Below are 18,914 nucleotides of genomic sequence, written 5' to 3' on the forward strand. Positions count from 1 at the left end.
ACCGTCCCGGCCAACGGCTGACCCCCTCAACCGGTCCGCCCCGTACGGTTCATCGCTGGAAGGTTGGAGCATGACGGACGACGTCGCAGCAGCACGGGCCGCTGCCGAGGAGAAGTCGGTCTTCTCCCACGCGCCCGTCGACCCCGACGCCACCGCGGCCTACGGCGACCACCCGGACCAGGTGATCGACTTCTTCGCACCGCGCCGCGCCGGCGGACCCGGACCGGCCCCGGTCGTCGTCGTGCTGCACGGCGGCGCCTGGCGGGCGCCCTACGACCGGCATCACATCAGCCCGTTCGCGGAATTCCTCGCCCGTCGCGGGTTCGCCGTGGCATGCGTCGAGTACCGGCGCGGCGGGGACGGCGACTCCGTCGCGGGCCGGTGGCCCGACACCTTCGACGACATCGCGGCGGCGCTGGACGCCCTGCCCGCGCTGGTACGGGAGCTGCTGCCGCAGGCCGACCCGCGCCGTACGGTCCTCACCGGCCATTCGGCGGGCGGGCACCTCGCGCTGTGGGGTGCCGCCCGGCACGTCCTGCCGGCCAACTCGCCCTGGCGCAGCGGCAGTCCGGTGACGCTGCGCGGCGTCGTCGCCCTCGCCCCGATCGCGGACCTGGCGATCGCCGACAAGCTGGACGTGTGCGGGGGCGCGGCACGCCAACTGCTCGGCGGAGACGAGCACTTCGCCGAGCGGCAGCCGTACGCGGACCCGGCGCTGCTGCTGCCCACGGGCATCGCCACCACCCTCGTGCAGGGCCGCGCGGACCTCGACGTGCCGCAGGCGGTCGCCGAGTCGTACGCGGAGGCGGCGGCGAAGGCGGGGGAGGTGGTGGGGGTGACGCTGCTGGAGGGCGTGGGCCACTTCCCGCTCATCGACCCGGCGGCCGACGCGTGCGCGGTGGTGGTGGAGGAGATCGCGCAGCTGGCCTGGTGAGGGGCGGGAGCCGTTGCAGAGCTGCCCGGGCTGCCTGAACTGCCCCTAGGAGGGGCCCCGGTCATACCCGTAGCACCTGAGAGCTACGCCGCAGGTGAGTTCCCCGGTGTGACGCGGACGAGGTGCCCCGCTCCGTAACTTCCTTTCCACGCAGTCCCGATGGCCGGGTGCGCTGGAGGGGGACGACCATGGGGTCCGCACCGCAGTACCGCCGTGCCGACGACGGCGGCAGACGCCGCGCCGGCCGATGGCGCCGAGTCGCGCTCGCCGCCCTCATCACCGGTGCGGTGGTCGTCCCCCTGTCCGGAGCCGTACGACCGCAGACCCCCGCACCGGACCCCGCCACCCTCGCCCCCCTCAGCGCGTCGACGCTCGATGCGGCGTACGCGGCCAACCGGGCCAACGCCGCCGAGGCGGCCCGTACGGCCGCCGTCCACCACGACCGCGACCGCGCCGCGACGGACCGTCGCCTGGCCGCCCCGGCCCGGCACCTCCTGCGGTTCGACGGCCGCGGCCCCGGCCGGGTGACGGAGGTCCTCGGCGACCTCGCCCGGGCCGACCGCATCGCCGTCCTGGTCCCCGGATCCGACACGAGCCTCGACACCTACGGCCGGTTCCACGCGGCGGCCGCCGCCCTGCACCGGCAGCTCGGCCGGCAGTCCCCGGCGGGCACGCGCACCGCGGTCGTGGCCTGGCTGGGCTACGAGACGCCGGGCACGGTCAGCACGACGGTCACGACGACCGGCAGGGCGGAGCAGGCGGCCCCGCACCTGCGCGCGCTCGTCGCCGACCTGCGTGCCATAGCGGGTGCAGGCCCGCGCATCACGCTGCTGTGCCACTCGTACGGCTCGGTGGTCTGCGGCCGGGCCGCCGCCGGGCTCGCGGTCGACGACATCGCGCTCGTCGGCAGCCCGGGCACGGGCGCCGACACCGCGGCCGGTCTGCACACCCGCGCCCGCGTCTGGGCGGCCCGGGGTGGTGACGACTGGGTGGAGAACGTCCCGCACGTCGGCCTGGACCTGTTCGGCACCACCGTCGGCTTCGGCACCGACCCCGTCTCCCCGGCCTTCGGCGCCCGGGTCTTCACGGCGGGCGACGGCGGCCACAGCGACTACTTCAGGCCCGGCTCGGCCTCCCTGACCAACCTGGCCCGGATCGTCCTGGGCGAGACCAAGGCGGTGACCCATGACTGACATCGGCGCAAGCGCCCTGCGGCAGGGAGTGCGCCGTGGCGCCGACCGCATCGGCGCGGCCACCCCGCCCGGGCGGGACCGGGCCGTGGACGCCCTGCGGGCCGCCGCAGTCCTCGGCGTCGTCCTCGGGCACTGGCTGGTCACGGCCCTGGTCTCCGACGGCCGCACCCTGCGCACGGCGAGCCCGCTGCACCACATGCCCTGGCTGACGCCCGTCTCCTGGATGTTCCAGACCCTCGCCGTGTTCTTCCTGGTCGGGGGCCATGTCGCCACCCGCGGTCATGCTTCGGCCAGGGCCCGCGGCATCCCGTACCACCAGTGGCTGGCGGCCCGGCTCTCCCGGCTGTTCAAGCCGGTCGCCGCCGTCCTCACCCTGTGGACGGTCGCCGCCGTCGCGCTGCTGCTGTCGGGCACCGAGTTCGGCACCGTCCGCACGCTGGTGAAGCTGGCCCTGTCTCCCCTCTGGTTCCTCGTGGTGTTCGCGGGGCTGACGGCGGCGACCCCGCTGCTCGCCCGGCTCAACCCGCTCTGGCCGCTGGCCGTCGTCCTGCACGTGGACCTGCTGCGCTTGGGCCTCGGGGGGCCCGCCTGGCTGGGCTGGGTGAACGTGGCGGCCGCCTGGATGGTGCCCTACACGCTGGGCGCGGCCTGGACCCGCGGAGAACTGGAGCGCCGGGGGGCGGGCTGGGTCCTGCTGGGTGCCGGGGCGGCGGCGACCGCGGCGCTCGTGGTGTGGGCGGGCTACCCGGCGTCCATGGTCGGCGTCCCGGGCGAGGGCGTGTCCAACCTGGATCCGCCGACGCTGGCCGTCGTCACCTTCGGCCTGGCCCAGTGCGGTCTCGCCCTGCTGCTGCGCGAGCGGCTGCGGCGGGCGATGCGCAGGCCGGTGGCGTGGGCGGCGGTGGCGCTCGTCAACCTCTCCGCGATGACCGTCTTCCTCTGGCACCAGACGGCCCTGATGGCCACCACGGCCACCGGCCTCCTCGTCGGCCGGCTTCCGGGGCTGCACACCCGGCCCGACGACCTCGGCTGGGTCGGAGCCCGGCTTCTCTGGCTGCCCGTGTTCGCGCTGGCTCTCGCGGCCTGCTGGGCCGCCTTCCGTTCTTTCGAGCGAGGCGGCGGCGGCCGGGGACGCAGGTCGCGGGTGGTGCGGGCGCACCGTCCCTCCGGCCGGGGCGCAGCGGCGAAGGCGCGCCATGTCTAGGCTGGGCCGTGTGACGGACACGGGGGTGGGCCGCGCGCTGCGGGCGCGCGTCGGGGGCCGGCTGCGGATACTGCGCCAGGACCTGTGGACCGTCCGGGTGACCCGCTGCCGCCGTCCACGTGGCTGCGCCGGCTGCCGCACGGGCTGGAAAGGGACCCCATGACGAGCGGCACCGGCAAACCGATCCGGGTTCTCATCGTCGACGACCAGGCGATGGTCCGGCAGGGCTTCACCGTGCTGCTCGGCGTACAGCCCGACATAGAGGTCGCCGGCGACGCGAAGAGCGGGGAGAGCGGCATCGCCCTGGCCGCGGAGCTCGCGCCGGACGTCGTCCTGATGGACATCCGCATGCCCGGGATCGGCGGCATCGAGGCCACCCGGCACATCACCGCCGCGCACCCGGACATGCGGGTGCTGGTGCTCACCACCTTCGACCTCGACGAGTACGTGTACGACGCGCTGCGCGCCGGAGCCTCCGGGTTCCTGCTGAAGGACGCCTCGTCGGAGCAGCTCGCCGAGGCGGTCCGGGTGGTCGCGGCCGGTGAGGCGCTGCTCGCCCCGGTCATCACCCGCAAGCTGATCGCCGCGTTCTCGCGGCTCGACGGCAAGCCCCGCGCCCCGCTCAGGGAGCGCGTCGGCGACCTGACCGAGCGGGAGACGGAGGTGCTCGCGCTGATCGCGCAGGGCCTGTCCAACGCGGAGATCGCCCGGCACCTGTTCGTGGCCGAGCAGACGGTGAAGACCCACGTGGGCCGGATCCTGGTGAAGCTGGGCCTCAGGGACCGTACGCAGGCGGCGGTGTTCGCCTACGAGTCGGGTCTGGTGCGGCCCTCGGGGTACTGAGGGGTGGCCGGCGGGGCCCCGTAGTACCTGAGAGGGACGCCGAGGAACCCGTCTGCAAGGGGACGACCGGGGCCGGGGGGCCGCATACCGTTCTGTACGTGACCGAGACGACTCACATGCAGACCAGGCCGCCGGGGGACGGGGCGGCATCGCGCAGCCCGGAGTACCGGCTGGCGGTGGACGCCCTGCGCGGGCTGCGGCAGGACCTGATCCACGACGCGTTCGCCTACCGGCCGCTGCCGGGCCGGCACACCGACGGGCGGATCGTCCGGCGGCTGCCGGGCCGGCTGCGGGAGTACGCGCAGTGGCTCCCGCACGCCGTGATCACCGCGGCGGCCCTGATCACCCTGGCTATGGCCTCGGTCGACTCCGGCGGTCCGGCCCTGCTGCTCGGCCTGCTCTGCGCGATTCCCGTGCTGCTGACCATGGTGCGGCCGGTCGGGGCGTTCTGGGCGTCCATGGTCTCCACCCCGATCGCCTCCGTGCTCGGCAGCCGCTGGGGCGAATGGCCCTGGACACCCGGCAGCTTCGCCTGCCACCTGATCGTGCTGACGGTCGTGGCGATACGCACCCGGCCGCGCACGGCCGCGTGGATGTGGGCGCTGACCGCGCTGTACGCCCTCGTCGCGGACAGCGGCATCGGCCCGACCTACTACGAGTACGGCAGCAACTCCGGCCCCATGCTGGTCATCTCGGCCCTGGTCCTGCTCTGCGTCACCGTCTGGCACATCCGCCGCCACGCCGAGCAGGAGGTCACCGCCCAGCAGACGGTCACCGCGCACGAGCGTTCCCGCCGCACCCTGCTGGAGGAGCGCACCACGATCGCCCGCGAGCTGCACGACGTGGTGGCCCACCACATGTCGGTGGTCGCCATCCAGGCGGAGGCCGCGCCCTACCGGGTGGAGAACCCGCCGCCGGAGCTGGAGAAGGCGTTCGCCACGATCCGGGAGAACGCGGTGGCGGCCCTGACCGAACTGCGCCGCGTGCTGGGCGTCGTCCGGGCCGAGGACTACGAGGCCCCGGACGCCCCGCAGCCCACCCTCGCCGACCTGGAAGGGCTGCTGGCCAATGTCCGGGAGGCCGGGCTCGGCGTGGAGAAGGTGGTGACCGGCGCGGTGCGGGAGCTGCCGCAGGGCGTGGAGCTGTCGGCGTACCGCATCGTGCAGGAGGCCCTCAGCAACACGCTGCGGCACGCGCCGGGCGCGACGGCCCGCGTGGAGATCGGGTACGTCCTCGGCGGCCTGGGCCTGCGCGTGGTCAACAGCCCGCCGCCCAACCCGAGCCTGATCAAGCCCTCGCCCGGCGCGGGGCACGGCATCACGGGCATGCGCGAGCGGGTGTCGATGCTGAACGGCGAGATGACGGCGGGCGGCACGGACGACGGTGGTTACGAGGTGGCGGTGTTCCTGCCGGTCACCCTGCCGGACGAGGGTGACGTATGACCATCCGCGTCCTGATCGCGGACGACCAGATGATGGTGCGCGAGGGGTTCTCGGTCCTGCTGAACGCGATGCCGGACATCGAGGTCGTCGGCGAGGCGGTGAACGGCCGGGAGGCCGTCGCCAAGGTCCGCGAGCTCGCCCCGGACGTGGTGCTGATGGACATCCGCATGCCCGAGCTGAACGGCATCGAGGCGACCCGCGAGATCGTGGCCGCCGACGGCGCGGCGAAGGTGCTGGTGCTCACCACCTTCGACCTCGACGAGTACGTGTACCAGGCCCTGCGCGCGGGTGCCTCCGGCTTCCTCCTCAAGGACGCCTCCGCCCGCCAGCTGGCCGACGGGGTGAAGGTCGTGGCCTCCGGGGAGGCGCTCCTGGCCCCCTCGGTGACCCGGCGCCTGATCACCGAGTTCTCCAAGCTCTCCGAGAAGCCGAACCTCATGCCCTCCGCCCACGCGGCCTACGGTGACCTCACCGAGCGGGAGACGGAGGTGCTGGTCCTCATCGCACAGGGCCTGTCGAACTCGGAGATCGCGGAGCGGCTGGTCGTCGCCGAGTCGACGATCAAGACGCATGTCAGCCGGATCCTGGTGAAGCTCGGCCTCAGGGACCGGACCCAGGCGGCGGTGTTCGCGTACGAGGCGCGGCTGGTGACGCCGGGGTGACGGGTGGGCGCCGCCCCTGGTCAGAGTGGGGGTTGCCGGGCTAGCGTCCGTTCATGGCAGCTGTTTCCGACCTCGGGTTCGCCCCGTGGGACCAGGCGTTCCTCGCCGACCCGTACCCCGTCTACGCCGAGCTGCGCGCCCGGGGCCGCGTGCACTGGTTCGAGCCCACGAACCAGTGGCTCGTCCCGCACCACGCGGACGTCTCGGCGCTGCTGCGCGACCGGCGCCTCGGCCGGACGTACCAGCACCGGTTCTCGCACGAGGAGTTCGGCCGGACGGCGCCCCCGCCGGAGCACGAGCCGTTCCACACGCTCAACGACCACGGGATGCTCGACCTGGAGCCGCCGGACCACACCCGGATCCGCCGCCTGGTGTCGAAGGCGTTCACGCCCCGCACGGTGGAGCGGCTGAAGCCGTACGTGCGGGGACTGGCCGACGAGCTGGTCTCCGCGCTGGTCGCGAAGGGCGGCGGCGACCTGCTGAAGGACGTCGCCGAACCCCTCCCCGTCGCGGTGATCGCCGAGATGCTCGGTATCCCGGAGTCCGACCGGGCCCCGCTGCGCCCCTGGTCGGCGGACATCTGCGGGATGTACGAGCTGAAACCGTCCGAGGACACGGCGGCGAAGGCGGTCCGGGCGTCGGTCGAGTTCTCCGACTACCTGCGCGAGCTGATCGCGGCCCGCCGCAAGGAGCCCGGCGAGGACCTCGTCTCGGGTCTCATCGCGGCCCACGACGAGGGTGACCGGCTCACCGAGCAGGAGATGATCTCCACCTGCGTCCTGCTGCTCAACGCCGGTCACGAGGCCACCGTGAACGCCACGGTCAACGGCTGGTTCGCCCTGTTCCGCAACCCGTCCCAGCTGGAGGCGCTGCGCGCGGACCACACGCTGGTCCCCTCCGCGATCGAGGAGCTGATGCGGTACGACACCCCGCTCCAGCTGTTCGAGCGCTGGGTCCTGGACGAGATCGAGATCGACGGCACGACGATCCCGCGCGGTGCGGAGATCGCCATGCTCTTCGGCTCCGCCAACCACGACCCGGCGGTGTTCCGGAACCCGTCCGACCTCGACCTCACCCGCGCTGACAACCCCCACATCTCCTTCAGCGCCGGCATCCACTACTGCATCGGCGCACCCTTGGCCCGTATCGAGCTGGCGGCGTCGATGGGGGCGTTGCTGGAGCGGGCCCCGACGCTGCGCCTGGCCGCCGAGCCGGTGAGGAAGCCGAACTTCGTGATCAGGGGGCTGGAGAAGCTGGAGGTCGAGATCGGCTGACCGGCCGGTGCAGCGCTGGTCAGCCGGCGGGCGGGCCGCGGTCAGCCGCGTGTGGCGCGTCCGTGGGCGTGCGGAGGGGCAACCATGTGTGGCGGTCATCCGCGTGCCGCTGGTGAGTGGGCGTGTCGCGGGTCACCCGCGTGTGGCAGGTCAGTGGCGTGCGGCGGGTCGCCGGCATGCCGCTGGTCGGTCGCTGCGGCGGGTCAGGTCGTCATGTCCCGCCGCCGCAGCCCTGCCAGTCCCGCGGCCACCAGCAGCACCGCCACCCCGGTCAGCACCGCCACCGGTCCCCACTCCACGGAGCCGCCCGGCAGCTTCGGCAGATGCCCGAACGGCGAGACGTCCAGCACCGCGCGCGGCACATCCAGCGCGGGTCCGACCCAGCCGATCAGCAGCACGGCCCCGGCGACACCCCAGGCCGCGACGGCCGCCCGGGGCAGGACGCCGTGCAGCAGCACCGCCACGCCGCCGACCACCCACACCGCCGGGAGCTGCACCAGGCACGCGGCCAGGACCGGCCCCGTCTGCCTGCCGTGGCCGACGGCGAAGCCCAGTCCGGCCAGCAGCATGATCCAGGCGGCGCCGCCGAAGGCGATCACCAGGTGCCCGGCGGCCCAGCGCAGCCGCCCCACCGCGTTCGCCAGCACCGGTTCGGCCCGGCCCGAGGTCTCCTCGCCGTGCAGGCGCAGCACCGACGCCACGATCCAGAGCGCCGCGACCAGGCCCAGCATGCCGATCATGGACGCCAGGAACGCGTCCGTCAGGCCGGACTGCCCGCCCATCCGCTCGATGATCCGCCGGGCGTTGTCGTTGTCGCCGACCAGGTCGGCCGCGCCCTCGGCCATGCCGCCGTAGACCACTCCGGCGAGGAAGAAGCCGATGCTCCAGCCGAGCACGCCGCCCCGCTGCAACCGCCAGGCCAGGGCGCCCGCGGTGCTCAGCCGGCCGGACGCGGGGCCCGGCCGGGTCGGCAGGAAGCTCATGCCGAGGTCCCGGCGGCCTGCCAGGGCGTAGGCCAGCGCCCCTTGGAGGACAACCGCCCCGGCCAGGAGTGCGAGCACCCACCAGCGTTCGGCGGCGTAGGGCCGCAGGTTCTCCAGCCAGCCCAGGGGAGACAGCCACGTCAGTGCCGAGGCGCCCCCACCGGTCCCCGAGTCGCCCGCCGCGCGCAGGACGAAGGCGGCTCCGAGCACCGCCCCCGTCAGGCCGCGGGCCAGCCGTGCGCTCTCCGTCAACTGCGCCACGACCGCCGCCATCGTGGCGAAGACCATCCCGACCCCGGCGATCCCGAGCCCCAGCGCAAGGGCCCCGGCCGCGCCCTGTCCGGCCAGGCCCGCCGTCACCAGCAGCGCCAGCACCGCGTTCGCCACGGCGGCCGCCAGCAGGGCCGCCGTCAGCGAGGCCCGGCGGCCCACCGTCCCGGACGCGACCAGTTCCTGACGGCCGCTCTCCTCCTCGTCCCGGGTGTGCCGTACGACGACCAGCAGGCTCATCACGGCCGCCAGGGCACCGGCGTAGATGCCGACCCGCCATGCCGTGAGGGCGCCCAGTGAGTCGCCGAAGACCGGGCCGACCATGGCACGCAGTGAGGAGTTGGTCTCCATCTGCCGGACCAGGTCGGCGCGTTCGGCCGGGGTGCCGTACAGGCCTTCCAGCGTGCCCGGCATGGAGAGGACCATCAGCGCGTTGACCGCGATCCAGACGGGGATCATCAGCCGGTCACGGCGCAGGGCGAAGCGCAGCAGCGTGCCCGTACCGGCGAGCCGGCGCGAGCTGCCGTGCCGTACCGCGAAGGCCGTCATCGGCCCGCCGCCTCGTCCTGGTAGTGGCGCAGGAAGAGTTCCTCCAGCGTGGGCGGTGTCGACGTCAGCGACCGCACGCCCGACGCGCTCAACGACCGCAGGACGCCGTCCAGCCGGTCGGTGTCGACCTGGAGGCGGACGCGGCGCCCCCGGACGTCGAGGTCGTGCACGCCGGGCAGCGCCGACAACCCGTCGGGCGGCCCGGCAAGTTCGGCGACGACGCTGGTGCGGGTCAGATGGCGCAGGTCGGCGAGTGAACCGCTCTCGACCGTACGGCCGTGCCGGATGATGCTCACCCGGTCGCACAGCTCCTCGACCTCGCTGAGGATGTGGGAGGAGAGCAGGACCGTGCGGCCCCGGTCGCGCTCCTCCTCGACGCAGCGCCGGAAGACCTCCTCCATCAGCGGGTCCAGGCCCGAGGTCGGCTCGTCCAGGATCAGCAGGTCGACGTCCGAGGCGAACGCGGCGACCAGGGCGACCTTCTGCCGGTTGCCCTTGGAGTAGGTGCGGCCCTTCTTGGTGGGGTCGAGTTCGAAGCGCTCGGTCAGCTCCGCGCGACGCCTCGCGTCGAGTCCTCCGCGCAGCCGGCCGTAGAGGTCGATGACCTCGCCGCCGGAGAGGTTGCGCCACAGCGTCACGTCCCCGGGGACGTAGGCGATCCGGCGGTGCACCTCCACCGCGTCCGCCCAGGGGTCGCGGCCGAGCACCTGCGCGGTGCCCGAGTCGGCGCGCAGCAGACCGAGCAGGACCCGGATGGCGGTGGACTTCCCGGCGCCGTTGGGTCCGAGGAAGCCGTGGACCTCCCCGGCTGCGACCTCCAGGTCGAGCCCGTCGAGAGCGTGCGTCCGCCCGAAGGACTTGTGCAGTCCGGAGACGGTGATGGCCTTCGTCATGCCTCAGCAACGTACGCGGCTTTCAGAAATTTGTGAAGTTAAAGAACCATGTGAACCCTGGATAGGATGGGTCTCATGACGGAATCAGCCGGGACCGGCCGGGACGCGGAGGCCGTGTCGAGGTTCGTGGAGTCCTTCGCCGCGCAGCTCGTCGAGGCGGGGATGGCGCGGATGCCTGCCCGCGTCTTCGCGGCGCTGCTCTCCTCCGACGAGGGCTCGATGACCTCCGCCGAGCTGGGGGAGCAGCTGCGGATCAGCCCCGCGGCGGTGTCCGGGGCGGTGCGCCACCTGGCCCAGACGCACATGGTCTCGCGCGAACGGGAGCCGGGATCGCGCCGGGAACGCTACCGGGTGCACGGCAACCAGTGGTACGAGGCGCTGGCCAACCGCGAGGCCGTCATGAAGCGCTGGGAAGGCGCCCTGCGCGAGGGCGTCACCAGCCTCGGCGCCGGCACCCCGGCCGGGCGCCGCATGGCCGAGACACTCGCCTTCTTCGAGTTCATCGGGGTCGAGGTCGTGGAGATGATGGAACGCTGGCGCGTGCACCGGGAGAAGGTGTTCGGGCCGGAATGACCGGCGGCCGGCTCACGTCCCCGCCGGTACCGTCAGCCCCCACGCCCCCTCCCGCACCACCCACGTCCGGGTCCGCACCGGCCCCGACACGACCGTGTCCGCGCGGTAGCGGAAGTGCGCCCCGGACACCGTCACCGTCCGGCCCTCCGCCAGCAGCGGCGAGGCCTCCGCCCCCACCGAAACGGGTCTGACCTCCACCGACGCGACGCCCGGCGCGGCCGGTGACACCGACACCGCCTCCACCGGCTGGTTCAGGTCGACGACGGTCTCCCCGTCCACCTCGACCCGCAGCCGGGACGGCCCCGGCTCGGGCGCCGCGGCCGGCCGGTACGGGCGGCCCGGCGGAACCAGCGTCCGGACCAGGGACTGGCAGGTCCGCAGCCACGGGCGGCCCGGCACGTCGTCCGGATCCGGCTCGGTCTCCGGGCCCGCCCCGGCCGCCGACGAGGGCCGCAGCGGCGGTATCCGCAGCGCGCCGAGCACCACCCCGTCGCTGTCGTCGACCATCAGGTCCATGCGCCGCTCGACCCCGTCGAGCACCGCCCGCGCCGCCGCCACCGGCCCCGCCGGCACCCCCAGCGACCGGGCCAGGGACAGCGCACCCCCGACCGGCACCACCGACAGCGCGCATCCGGACAGCTCCCGGTGGCGGTGCAGCAGCGCCACCGCCCGGATCAGCGCCCGGTCGTCGCCCACCACCACCGGCCGTCGCGAGCCCCGCCGGGCCAGCGCCCTGGCGAACTCCTCCGGCCCGTCCGGCAGGCACAGCTTCATCCCCGCACCCGCTCCGAGCACGTCTTTCGCGATCCGGACGGATTCGCCGTCCGACCTACGGGCGACCGGGTCGACCACCACCAACAGCTGCTCGGACGTCGCGGAAGTCGCCACCTCGGCCATGCCTCGCTTCCTCGGGTAGCATCTTTGTGCAAGAGCCCCTTGCGCTATTGCGCCAGGGGCTTCGTCTATTCCGGGGCATCCGGTCCGACGGTCGGCGACCAAAGGCGGTCGCGGTGCACGCGGCTGCGATTATCCGCGTGCGCCCTCGACCATGGACATGCCCCGCCCGGAAGGGGTGTACGCGCGTGCCCGCACTTGTGCTGCTCGGTGCTCAGTGGGGTGACGAAGGCAAGGGAAAGGCCACCGACCTTCTCGGTGGCTCCGTGGACTATGTGGTGCGCTACCAGGGCGGCAACAACGCCGGCCACACGGTGGTCGTCGGTGACCAGAAGTACGCACTGCACCTCCTCCCTTCCGGAATCCTGTCTCCCGGCTGCACGCCGGTCATCGGTAACGGCGTCGTCGTCGACCCGTCGGTCCTGCTCTCCGAGCTGAGCGGTCTGAACGAGCGTGGCGTCGACACGTCCAAGCTCCTCCTCAGCGGAAACGCGCACATCATCACCCCGTACAACGTGACGGTGGACAAGGTGACCGAGCGCTTCCTCGGCAAGCGGAAGATCGGCACGACCGGCCGCGGCATCGGCCCGACCTACGCCGACAAGATCAACCGCGTCGGCATCCGCGTACAGGACCTGTACGACGAGTCGATCCTCACGCAGAAGGTCGAGGCGGCCCTCGACGTCAAGAACCAGGTCCTGACCAAGCTCTACAACCGGCGCGCGATCGCCGTGGAGCAGGTGGTCGAGGAGCTGCTGGCCTACGCCGACAAGCTCGCGCCGTACGTCGCCGACACCGTCCTGGTCCTCAACCAGGCGCTGGAGGACGACAAGGTCGTCCTGTTCGAGGGCGGCCAGGGCACGCTCCTGGACATCGACCACGGCACGTACCCCTTCGTCACCTCGTCCAACCCGACCGCGGGCGGCGCCTGCACCGGCGCCGGCGTGGGCCCGACGAAGATCAGCCGGGTCATCGGCATCCTCAAGGCCTACACCACCCGCGTCGGCGCCGGCCCGTTCCCGACGGAGCTGTTCGACGAGGACGGCGAGGCGCTGCGCCGGATCGGCGGCGAGCGCGGTGTCACCACCGGCCGTGACCGCCGCTGCGGCTGGTTCGACGCGGTCATCGCCCGCTACGCGACCCGCGTGAACGGCCTGACCGACTTCTTCCTCACCAAGCTCGACGTCCTCACCGGCTGGGAGCAGATCCCGGTCTGCGTGGCGTACGAGATCGACGGCAAGCGGGTCGAGGAGCTCCCCTACTCCCAGACCGACTTCCACCACGCCAAGCCGGTCTACGAGATGCTCCCCGGCTGGAACGAGGACATCTCCAAGGCGAAGACGTTCGCCGACCTTCCGAAGAACGCCCAGGCGTACGTGAAGGCGCTGGAGGAGATGTCCGGGGCTCCGATCTCCGCGATCGGAGTGGGCCCGGGCCGGGACGAGACGATCGAGATCAACTCGTTCATCTGAGCCGCCCCTCGTTCGCAGGCCGCCCCCCGTTCCCACGGGGGGCGGCCTGCGTTCTCCGCGAGGAGAGTCGTACGGAACGGGCATACGCTGGAGCCGTACCCCCACGTGCGTCGACCGAAGAAGGTGACCGCGATGCGCGTACTGCTCAAGGTGTGCATGGACACGGAGAAGTCCAACGAGCTCATCCGGAACGGAACCATGGGGAAACTGCTCCAGGAGTCGTTGGAGCAGATCAAGCCCGAAGCGGCCTACTTCACCTCCGACCACGGCAAGCGCACCGCCTACCTGGTCTTCGACATGCAGGACAGCTGGCAGATGCCGGTCATCAGCGAGCCCTTCTTCCTCCAGCTGGGCGCGGAGATCACCTACACGCCGGTGATGAACGTCGACGACGTGCAGAAGGGGCTGTCCCAGCTGGGGCGCTGAGCGCCCCGGGCTCAACTGAAGACGATCATCGACCCCTGGGCCAGACTGCGGGTCACGGCCGCGTGCAGTCCGAGCCAGACGTGCCGCTCACGGGCGAACGGACTCGGGTCGTACGGGGCGGGGACGGCGGGTTCCTCCAGCTCCGTCGGGGCGAGCGGCGGCTGGGGCGCGGCCGGGGGGTTGGCCGGGTCGATGCCGATGCCCGGGGCGACCGTCTCCAGTTCCCGCAGCAGGGCGTGCGAGGAACCCAGCGGGCCTCCGCCCGCGAGGAGATCGTCGTCGGCGAGCGGACTGGGGAAGTCGACGGGGACGTAGGCGCCCGCGTGGTCGTAGTGCCAGACCAGGTGCGACTGCTGGGCCGTCGACTCGAACATCTCCAGCAGCTGCTCGTAGTCACCGCCGAGTTCGTCCACGGGCGTCACCGGCAGGCCGCACACCTGGAGCAGGTAGGCGCGGCGCAGGAAGTGCAGCGCGTCGTAGTCGAAGCCCGCGACGGGGGCGACCTCGCCGGACAGGCCCGGCATGTACTGGTACACCGGAACCGGCGGCAGACCGGCCTCGGCGAGCACCTTGTTGTATTGCGCGAGTTCCTCGGCGAAAGGATTGTCCGGCGTGTGGCACAACACGTCCACGAGCGGTACCAGCCACAGGTCACAGGCCAAAGAAGGCTCCTCGCTCAGCGCGGTCGGGTAGCACGGTGGTCAAGAAGGGTAGCGGTGCGGCACGGTCACGGCTCCCGCCGTGCATGTCCCATACCCACACGCGCAGCGGCGACGCGGGTCACCGGGAGGCGAGCCGCTCGATCAGGGCGAGCGAGTGCGAGTTGTACGCGGCGATGATCGCCCGGGCGGCCTCGTGGTCGCGGACGATCAGGGCTTCCACCAGCTCTGTGTGACCGGCCCACAGCTCGCCGCGCAGATCGGTGAGCCGGCGCAGGTGCTGCACCGCGCAGACCCAGGTCTGGACGCGCAGCCGGTGCAGGAAGTCGGCGAGGTAGGGGTTGCCGAAGCAGGCGCCGAGCTCGCGCCAGAAGCGCAGGTCGTAGCCGATGAGGACGGTGAGGTCACCGGCCGCCGCGGCCCGCTGCGCCTCCTCGCCGCGCCTGCGGACCCCGGCGACGACGGCGGCGGCCCGGGGGTCGTCGGGCCGTACGGCATTGGGCCGCCCCTCGTTCAGGGCGAGGAACATGCCCTCGATGACCAGCCCGCGGGCCTCGATCATGCCGCGGAAGTCGTCGACCGAGTACTCGCGGACCCGGAAGCCGCGGTGCTGGTCGGCTTCGAGGAGCCCTTGGGCGGACAGGTCGACGAGCGCCTCGCGCACCGGCGTCGCGGACACCCCGTACTGCTCCGCGATCTCCTTGACCGTGAACTCCTGCCCCGGCTGGAGCCGCCCGGCCAGCACCTCGTCACGGAGCGCGTCGGCGATCTGCTGCCGCAGGGTGCTGCGCGTCACGGCGCCGTTGCCGGTGCTGGCGGGCATGGTCAGGGCGTCTCCCTCGTCGCGTTCGGGTGGCGTGCGCGTATATGTATGTCTACGAGCACGCCACCTTACGCGTTCGAACGGGACGTGAGGATGTCGGTTACTGACGGGTTTACAGGTGTTTACCCGGTGTACTCGTCCGCCACCGACAGTGCCGCGTCCAGGACGGCGAGCCCTTCCTTGAACTCCGCCTCGCTGATGTTGCAGGGCGGCACGACATGCGTCCGGTTCATGTTCACGAAGGGCCACAGCCCGCCCTTCTTCGCGGCGGCGGCGAAGGCGGCCATGGGGGCGCCCGCCTCACCGGCCGCGTTGTACGGCACCAGCGGCTCCCGCGTCCCGCGGTCGCGGACCAGCTCCAGCGCCCAGAACATGCCGGTGCCGCGCACCTCGCCGACGCTCGGGTGCCGCTCGGCGAGCGCGCGCAGCTCCGGCCCGACGACGTCGGCGCCCAGCCGGGCCGCGTTCTCGACAACGCCCTCCTCCGCCATGACGTTGATCGTCGCCACCGCGGCGGCGCACGCCAGCGGATGCCCGGAGTACGTCAGACCGCCCGGGTACGGCCGCTTCCCGAAGGTCTCCGCGATGGCACCGGAGATCGCGACCCCGCCCAGCGGCACGTACCCGCTGTTCACGCCCTTCGCGAAGGTCAGCAGGTCGGGCGTGACGTCGAACAGGTCCGCGGCGAACCACTCACCGGTCCGCCCGAACCCGGCCATGACCTCGTCCAGCACGAAGACGATCCCGTGCTTGTCGCAGATCTCCCGCACACCGGCGAGGTAGCCGGGCGGCGGGACCATGATCCCGGCCGTGCCGGGGATGGTCTCCAGGATGATCGCCGCGACGGTCGAGGGCCCCTCGAAGGCGATCGTCGTCTCCAGGTGCTCCAGCGCCCGGGCGCACTCCTGCTCCTCGGTCTCGGCGTAGAAGCGGGAGCGGTAGAGGTAGGGCGCCCAGAAGTGCACGACCCCGGCGGTGCCGCTGTCGGAGGCCCAGCGGCGCGGGTCGCCGGTGAGGTTCACGGCCTGCTGGGTGCCGCCGTGGTACGAGCGGTACGCCGAGAGCACCTTCGGGCGGCCCGTGTGCAGACGGGCCATCCGGATGGCGTGCTCGACGGCGTCGGCGCCACCGTTGGTGAAGAAGATCTTGTCCAGGTCGCCCGGGGTCCGCTCGGCGATCAGCCGGGCCGCCTCCGACCGGGCCTCTACGGCGAAGGCGGGCGCGAAGGTCGTCATCCTCGCGGCCTGTTCCTGGATCGCGGCGACGACCTTCGGGTGCTGGTAGCCGATGTTCGTGTAGACGAGCCCGCTGGAGAAGTCGAGGTAGCGCCGGCCGTCGTAGTCCCAGAAGTACGCCCCCTCGGCACCGGCGACGGCGAGCGGATCGATGAGCTCCTGAGCTGACCAGGAGTGGAACACGTGGTCACGGTCGGCGGCCTTGACGGCGGCACCGGCTTCGGGGTTCGGCTGAGGGGTCATGCGGGCGAGCGTAGGTGCGGCGGAGACGGCGGTGAAAGCGGCGGCCTGTCGGGCGTCGGCCGCCTTCCTCCGACAGGTTGTCCAGGCGCGACGCCCTCTGTTGACAGCATTCTGTCGTAATGACAGAATGCTGTCACAAGCAGTTCAGGATCGAGGAGGAGTCATGAACGCCACCACCGGCCGCCCCGGCAAGCCCGTCCATCTCGCCGTCTACGACACCCTCGCCGACTGGGAGACCGGCCACGCCACGGCCCAGCTCGCCCGCACCGGCCACGAGATCCGGACCGTCGGTCCGACCACGGCCCCGGTACGGAGCACCGGCGGCCTGCGCATCCAGCCCGACCTGGCCCTGGACGACCTGCGCCCCGAGGACAGCGCGCTGCTGATCCTCCCGGGCGCCGACCTCTGGGACACGAGCGCAGACCTCGCGCCCTTCGCCCGCAAGGCCAGGGACTTCCTCGACGCGGGCGTGCCCGTCGCCGCGATCTGCGGAGCCACCGCCGGACTCGCCCGGGAGGGCCTGCTCGACGACCGCGACCACACCAGCGCCGTCTCCTTCTACCTGGCCGCGACCGGCTACGCGGGCGGCGGACGCTACGTCGAGGCCGACGCCGTCACCGACGGCGGCGCACTGGTCACCGCGGGCCCGACCGAGCCCGTCGCCTTCGCCCGCGAGATCCTCCGGCTGCTCGGGGTCTACGAGGGCGAGGTGCTGGACGCCTGGTACCGGCTGTTCCACGACTCCGACACGGCGGCGTACGCGGTGCTGGAGAAGGCCGGCGCGCTGTGAGCCGCGAGCGTCAGGACATCCTCAGCCGCAGCGCCCTCGGGGTGTTCCGGCTCAACGGCCAGTTCCTCGCCGTCGCGGAGGAGCTGGCCCGGCCCGCCGGACTCACCGCCGCCTGGTGGCAGGTGCTCGGCGCGGTCCTCGGCGAACCGCTGCCTGTCTCCGGCATCGCCCGCGCCATGGGCATCACCCGGCAGAGCGTGCAGCGCATCGCCGATCTGCTGGTGGAGCGGGGGCTCGCGGAGTACCGGCCGAACCCGGCGCACCGCAGGGCCAAGCTCCTCGCGCCGACCGCGCAGGGGCGTGCGGCCATCGCCCGGATCGACCCCGGGCACGCGGCGTTCGCGGACCGGCTGGCGGAGGCGTTCGGGGAGACGGAACTGGCGGAGGCGGTGCGGATGCTGGAACGGCTGTCCACGGTGCTGGACCAGGTCGGTCCGCCTGTTACGGAACCGTAGACGTTGTCCAGGCCGCCCGGCCCCGGCCCAGCACTATTCTCGGTCTGTTGCTCGCGTGTGGGGGGAAGGCGGCTGAGCGATGGAAAAGCTGGGGTCCGGGGATCCGCACCAGATCGGCGCGTACCGGCTGCTGGCGCGGCTCGGTGCGGGGGGCATGGGGCACGTCTACCTGGCCCGCTCCGGGCGGGGCCGCACGGTCGCCGTGAAGCTGGTCCGTGAGGAACTGGCCGCGCAGGAGGAGTTCCGGGAGCGGTTCCGGCAGGAGGTGCAGGCCGCGCGGCGGGTCGGCGGGTACTGGACGGCGCCGGTTCTGGACGCGGACACCGAGGCCGCCGTGCCGTGGGTCGCCACCGGGTACGTCGCCGGGCCGAGCCTCCAGCAGGTCGTCGGGCACGACCACGGCGCCCTGCCCGAGCGCACGGTCCGCATCCTCGCGGCCGGGCTCGCGCACGCGCTCAAGGACATCCACGCCGCCGGCATCGTCCACCGCGACCTCAAACCGTCCAACGTGCTGGTGACGATCGACGGCCCGCGCGTCATCGACTTCGGTATCGCCCGCGCCCTGGAGACCGTGACGGACGGCGGGCTCACGCGGACCGGCGCGCTCGTCGGATCGCCCGGCTTCATGGCGCCCGAGCAGGTGCGCGGCGACCGGATCACCCCGGCGTGCGACGTCTTCTGCCTCGGCTCGGTCCTCGCCTACGCCGCGACCGGCGCCCTGCCCTTCGGCACCGCCAACAGCGGCGTGCACGCCCTGATGTTCCGCATCGCCCAGGAGGAACCGGACCTGGACGGCGTCCCCGAGGGCATCGCCGACCTGGTCCGGGACTGCCTGCGCAAGGACCCCGCCGCCCGGCCCTCCCTCGACCGCGTCCTGGAACGCACGGGCGCGGACGACACGGTCGCGGACGGCCGCGCCCTCGATCCATGGCTGCCGAGCGCGCTGGTGGCGCAACTGGGGCGGCACGCGGTGCGGCTGCTGGAGACGGAGGATCCGCAGGGAGCCGGCCCCGCCGAGGGAGCCGGCCCTTCCGGGCCGCCCGCCGGCCGGCAGGGCTCCGGCCCCGGTGAGAGTCCCGGCCCCGGCCCCACGCCCG

The 18,914-nt window shown here is 72.8% G+C and carries 19 protein-coding genes; 13 read left to right on the forward strand and 6 right to left on the reverse strand.

Annotated features, from left to right (window positions below; genetic code table 11):
• The first annotated feature begins 70 nt into the window (after positions 1-70).
• The 7 genes from GTY56_RS00995 to GTY56_RS01030 all read left to right on the forward strand — a co-directional run bounded on the left by GTY56_RS00995 (position 71) and on the right by GTY56_RS01030 (position 7,552).
• Positions 71-934, forward strand: a complete 864-nt coding sequence (locus GTY56_RS00995; protein WP_161361531.1) for an alpha/beta hydrolase — start codon at positions 71-73, stop codon at positions 932-934.
• A gap of 188 nt (positions 935-1,122) precedes the next feature.
• Positions 1,123-2,127, forward strand: a complete 1,005-nt coding sequence (locus tag GTY56_RS01000) for an alpha/beta hydrolase (RefSeq protein WP_161361533.1) — start codon at positions 1,123-1,125, stop codon at positions 2,125-2,127.
• Positions 2,120-3,331 carry an acyltransferase family protein gene (locus GTY56_RS01005; protein ID WP_161361535.1) on the forward strand — a complete coding sequence of 404 codons (1,212 nt, stop codon included), beginning with the start codon at positions 2,120-2,122 and terminating at the stop codon, positions 3,329-3,331. The genes GTY56_RS01000 and GTY56_RS01005 overlap by 8 nt, the downstream gene beginning before the upstream one ends.
• A 159-nt stretch (positions 3,332-3,490) precedes the next feature.
• Positions 3,491-4,174: a response regulator gene (locus tag GTY56_RS01015; RefSeq protein ID WP_161361563.1), complete on the forward strand. Its 684-nt coding sequence runs from the start codon at positions 3,491-3,493 to the stop codon at positions 4,172-4,174.
• A gap of 98 nt (positions 4,175-4,272) precedes the next feature.
• The gene (locus tag GTY56_RS01020) at positions 4,273-5,616 is read left to right on the forward strand and encodes a sensor histidine kinase (RefSeq protein ID WP_346345394.1); all 1,344 of its coding nucleotides are present in this window, start codon (positions 4,273-4,275) and stop codon (positions 5,614-5,616) included.
• Entirely contained in the window at positions 5,613-6,278 is a 666-nt protein-coding gene (locus GTY56_RS01025) for a response regulator (RefSeq protein WP_161361537.1), read from the forward strand. The genes GTY56_RS01020 and GTY56_RS01025 overlap by 4 nt, the downstream gene beginning before the upstream one ends.
• Positions 6,279-6,331: 53 nt before the next feature.
• Positions 6,332-7,552 carry a cytochrome P450 gene (locus GTY56_RS01030; RefSeq protein WP_161361539.1) on the forward strand — a complete coding sequence of 407 codons (1,221 nt, stop codon included), beginning with the start codon at positions 6,332-6,334 and terminating at the stop codon, positions 7,550-7,552.
• A 203-nt stretch (positions 7,553-7,755) separates the two neighbouring features.
• On the opposite strand, the gene GTY56_RS01035 is transcribed toward GTY56_RS01030, so the two are convergent.
• Together GTY56_RS01035 and GTY56_RS01040 are read right to left on the reverse strand one after the other, a co-directional pair.
• Entirely contained in the window at positions 7,756-9,354 is a 1,599-nt protein-coding gene (locus GTY56_RS01035; RefSeq protein WP_161361541.1) for an ABC transporter permease, read from the reverse strand.
• Entirely contained in the window at positions 9,351-10,247 is an 897-nt protein-coding gene (locus tag GTY56_RS01040) for an ABC transporter ATP-binding protein (protein ID WP_161361543.1), read from the reverse strand. The genes GTY56_RS01035 and GTY56_RS01040 overlap by 4 nt, the downstream gene beginning before the upstream one ends.
• Before the next feature lie 75 nt (positions 10,248-10,322).
• On the opposite strand from GTY56_RS01040, the gene GTY56_RS01045 reads away from it, so the two are divergent.
• A complete protein-coding gene (locus GTY56_RS01045) occupies positions 10,323-10,820 on the forward strand; it encodes a GbsR/MarR family transcriptional regulator (RefSeq protein WP_161361545.1) in 498 nt (165 codons plus the stop codon).
• Positions 10,821-10,832: 12 nt separating this feature from the next.
• Here the strand turns inward: GTY56_RS01045 and GTY56_RS01050 are convergent, their stop codons facing one another.
• Positions 10,833-11,717 (reverse strand): diacylglycerol kinase family protein, encoded by an 885-nt coding sequence (locus GTY56_RS01050; RefSeq protein ID WP_161361547.1) that lies wholly within the window; start codon positions 11,715-11,717, stop codon positions 10,833-10,835.
• A 185-nt stretch (positions 11,718-11,902) separates the two neighbouring features.
• On the opposite strand from GTY56_RS01050, the gene GTY56_RS01055 reads away from it, so the two are divergent.
• Both GTY56_RS01055 and GTY56_RS01060 read left to right on the forward strand, forming a co-directional pair.
• Entirely contained in the window at positions 11,903-13,186 is a 1,284-nt protein-coding gene (locus tag GTY56_RS01055; RefSeq protein ID WP_161361549.1) for an adenylosuccinate synthase, read from the forward strand.
• A 132-nt stretch (positions 13,187-13,318) separates the two neighbouring features.
• Positions 13,319-13,612: a hypothetical protein gene (locus GTY56_RS01060; RefSeq protein WP_161361551.1), complete on the forward strand. Its 294-nt coding sequence runs from the start codon at positions 13,319-13,321 to the stop codon at positions 13,610-13,612.
• An 11-nt stretch (positions 13,613-13,623) separates the two neighbouring features.
• Here GTY56_RS01060 and GTY56_RS01065 read toward each other — a convergent pair whose 3' ends face one another.
• From GTY56_RS01065 to GTY56_RS01075, 3 genes are all read right to left on the reverse strand, one after another.
• Positions 13,624-14,274, reverse strand: a complete 651-nt coding sequence (locus tag GTY56_RS01065) for a putative DNA-mimic protein (protein WP_033310151.1) — start codon at positions 14,272-14,274, stop codon at positions 13,624-13,626.
• A gap of 118 nt (positions 14,275-14,392) precedes the next feature.
• Complete coding sequence (locus tag GTY56_RS01070; RefSeq protein WP_161361553.1) at positions 14,393-15,094, reverse strand: GntR family transcriptional regulator; 702 nt, start codon at positions 15,092-15,094, stop codon at positions 14,393-14,395.
• A 122-nt stretch (positions 15,095-15,216) separates the two neighbouring features.
• Positions 15,217-16,572: an aspartate aminotransferase family protein gene (locus GTY56_RS01075; RefSeq protein ID WP_161361555.1), complete on the reverse strand. Its 1,356-nt coding sequence runs from the start codon at positions 16,570-16,572 to the stop codon at positions 15,217-15,219.
• Positions 16,573-16,735: 163 nt separating this feature from the next.
• Between GTY56_RS01075 and GTY56_RS01080 the strand changes: the two genes are divergently transcribed.
• From GTY56_RS01080 to GTY56_RS01090, 3 genes are all read left to right on the forward strand, one after another.
• The gene (locus tag GTY56_RS01080; RefSeq protein ID WP_161361558.1) at positions 16,736-17,362 is read left to right on the forward strand and encodes a DJ-1/PfpI family protein; all 627 of its coding nucleotides are present in this window, start codon (positions 16,736-16,738) and stop codon (positions 17,360-17,362) included.
• Positions 17,359-17,817 carry a MarR family transcriptional regulator gene (locus GTY56_RS01085; protein WP_161361560.1) on the forward strand — a complete coding sequence of 153 codons (459 nt, stop codon included), beginning with the start codon at positions 17,359-17,361 and terminating at the stop codon, positions 17,815-17,817. Before GTY56_RS01080 ends, GTY56_RS01085 begins: the two co-directional genes overlap by 4 nt.
• Positions 17,818-17,896: 79 nt before the next feature.
• Positions 17,897-18,914, forward strand: a 1,018-nt coding sequence (locus GTY56_RS01090; protein WP_161361561.1) for a serine/threonine-protein kinase, incomplete at its 3' end; no start/stop codon positions are given.

The organism is Streptomyces sp. SID5643 (genome assembly GCF_009872555.1).
Lineage (GTDB): Bacteria > Actinomycetota > Actinomycetes > Streptomycetales > Streptomycetaceae > Streptomyces > Streptomyces iakyrus.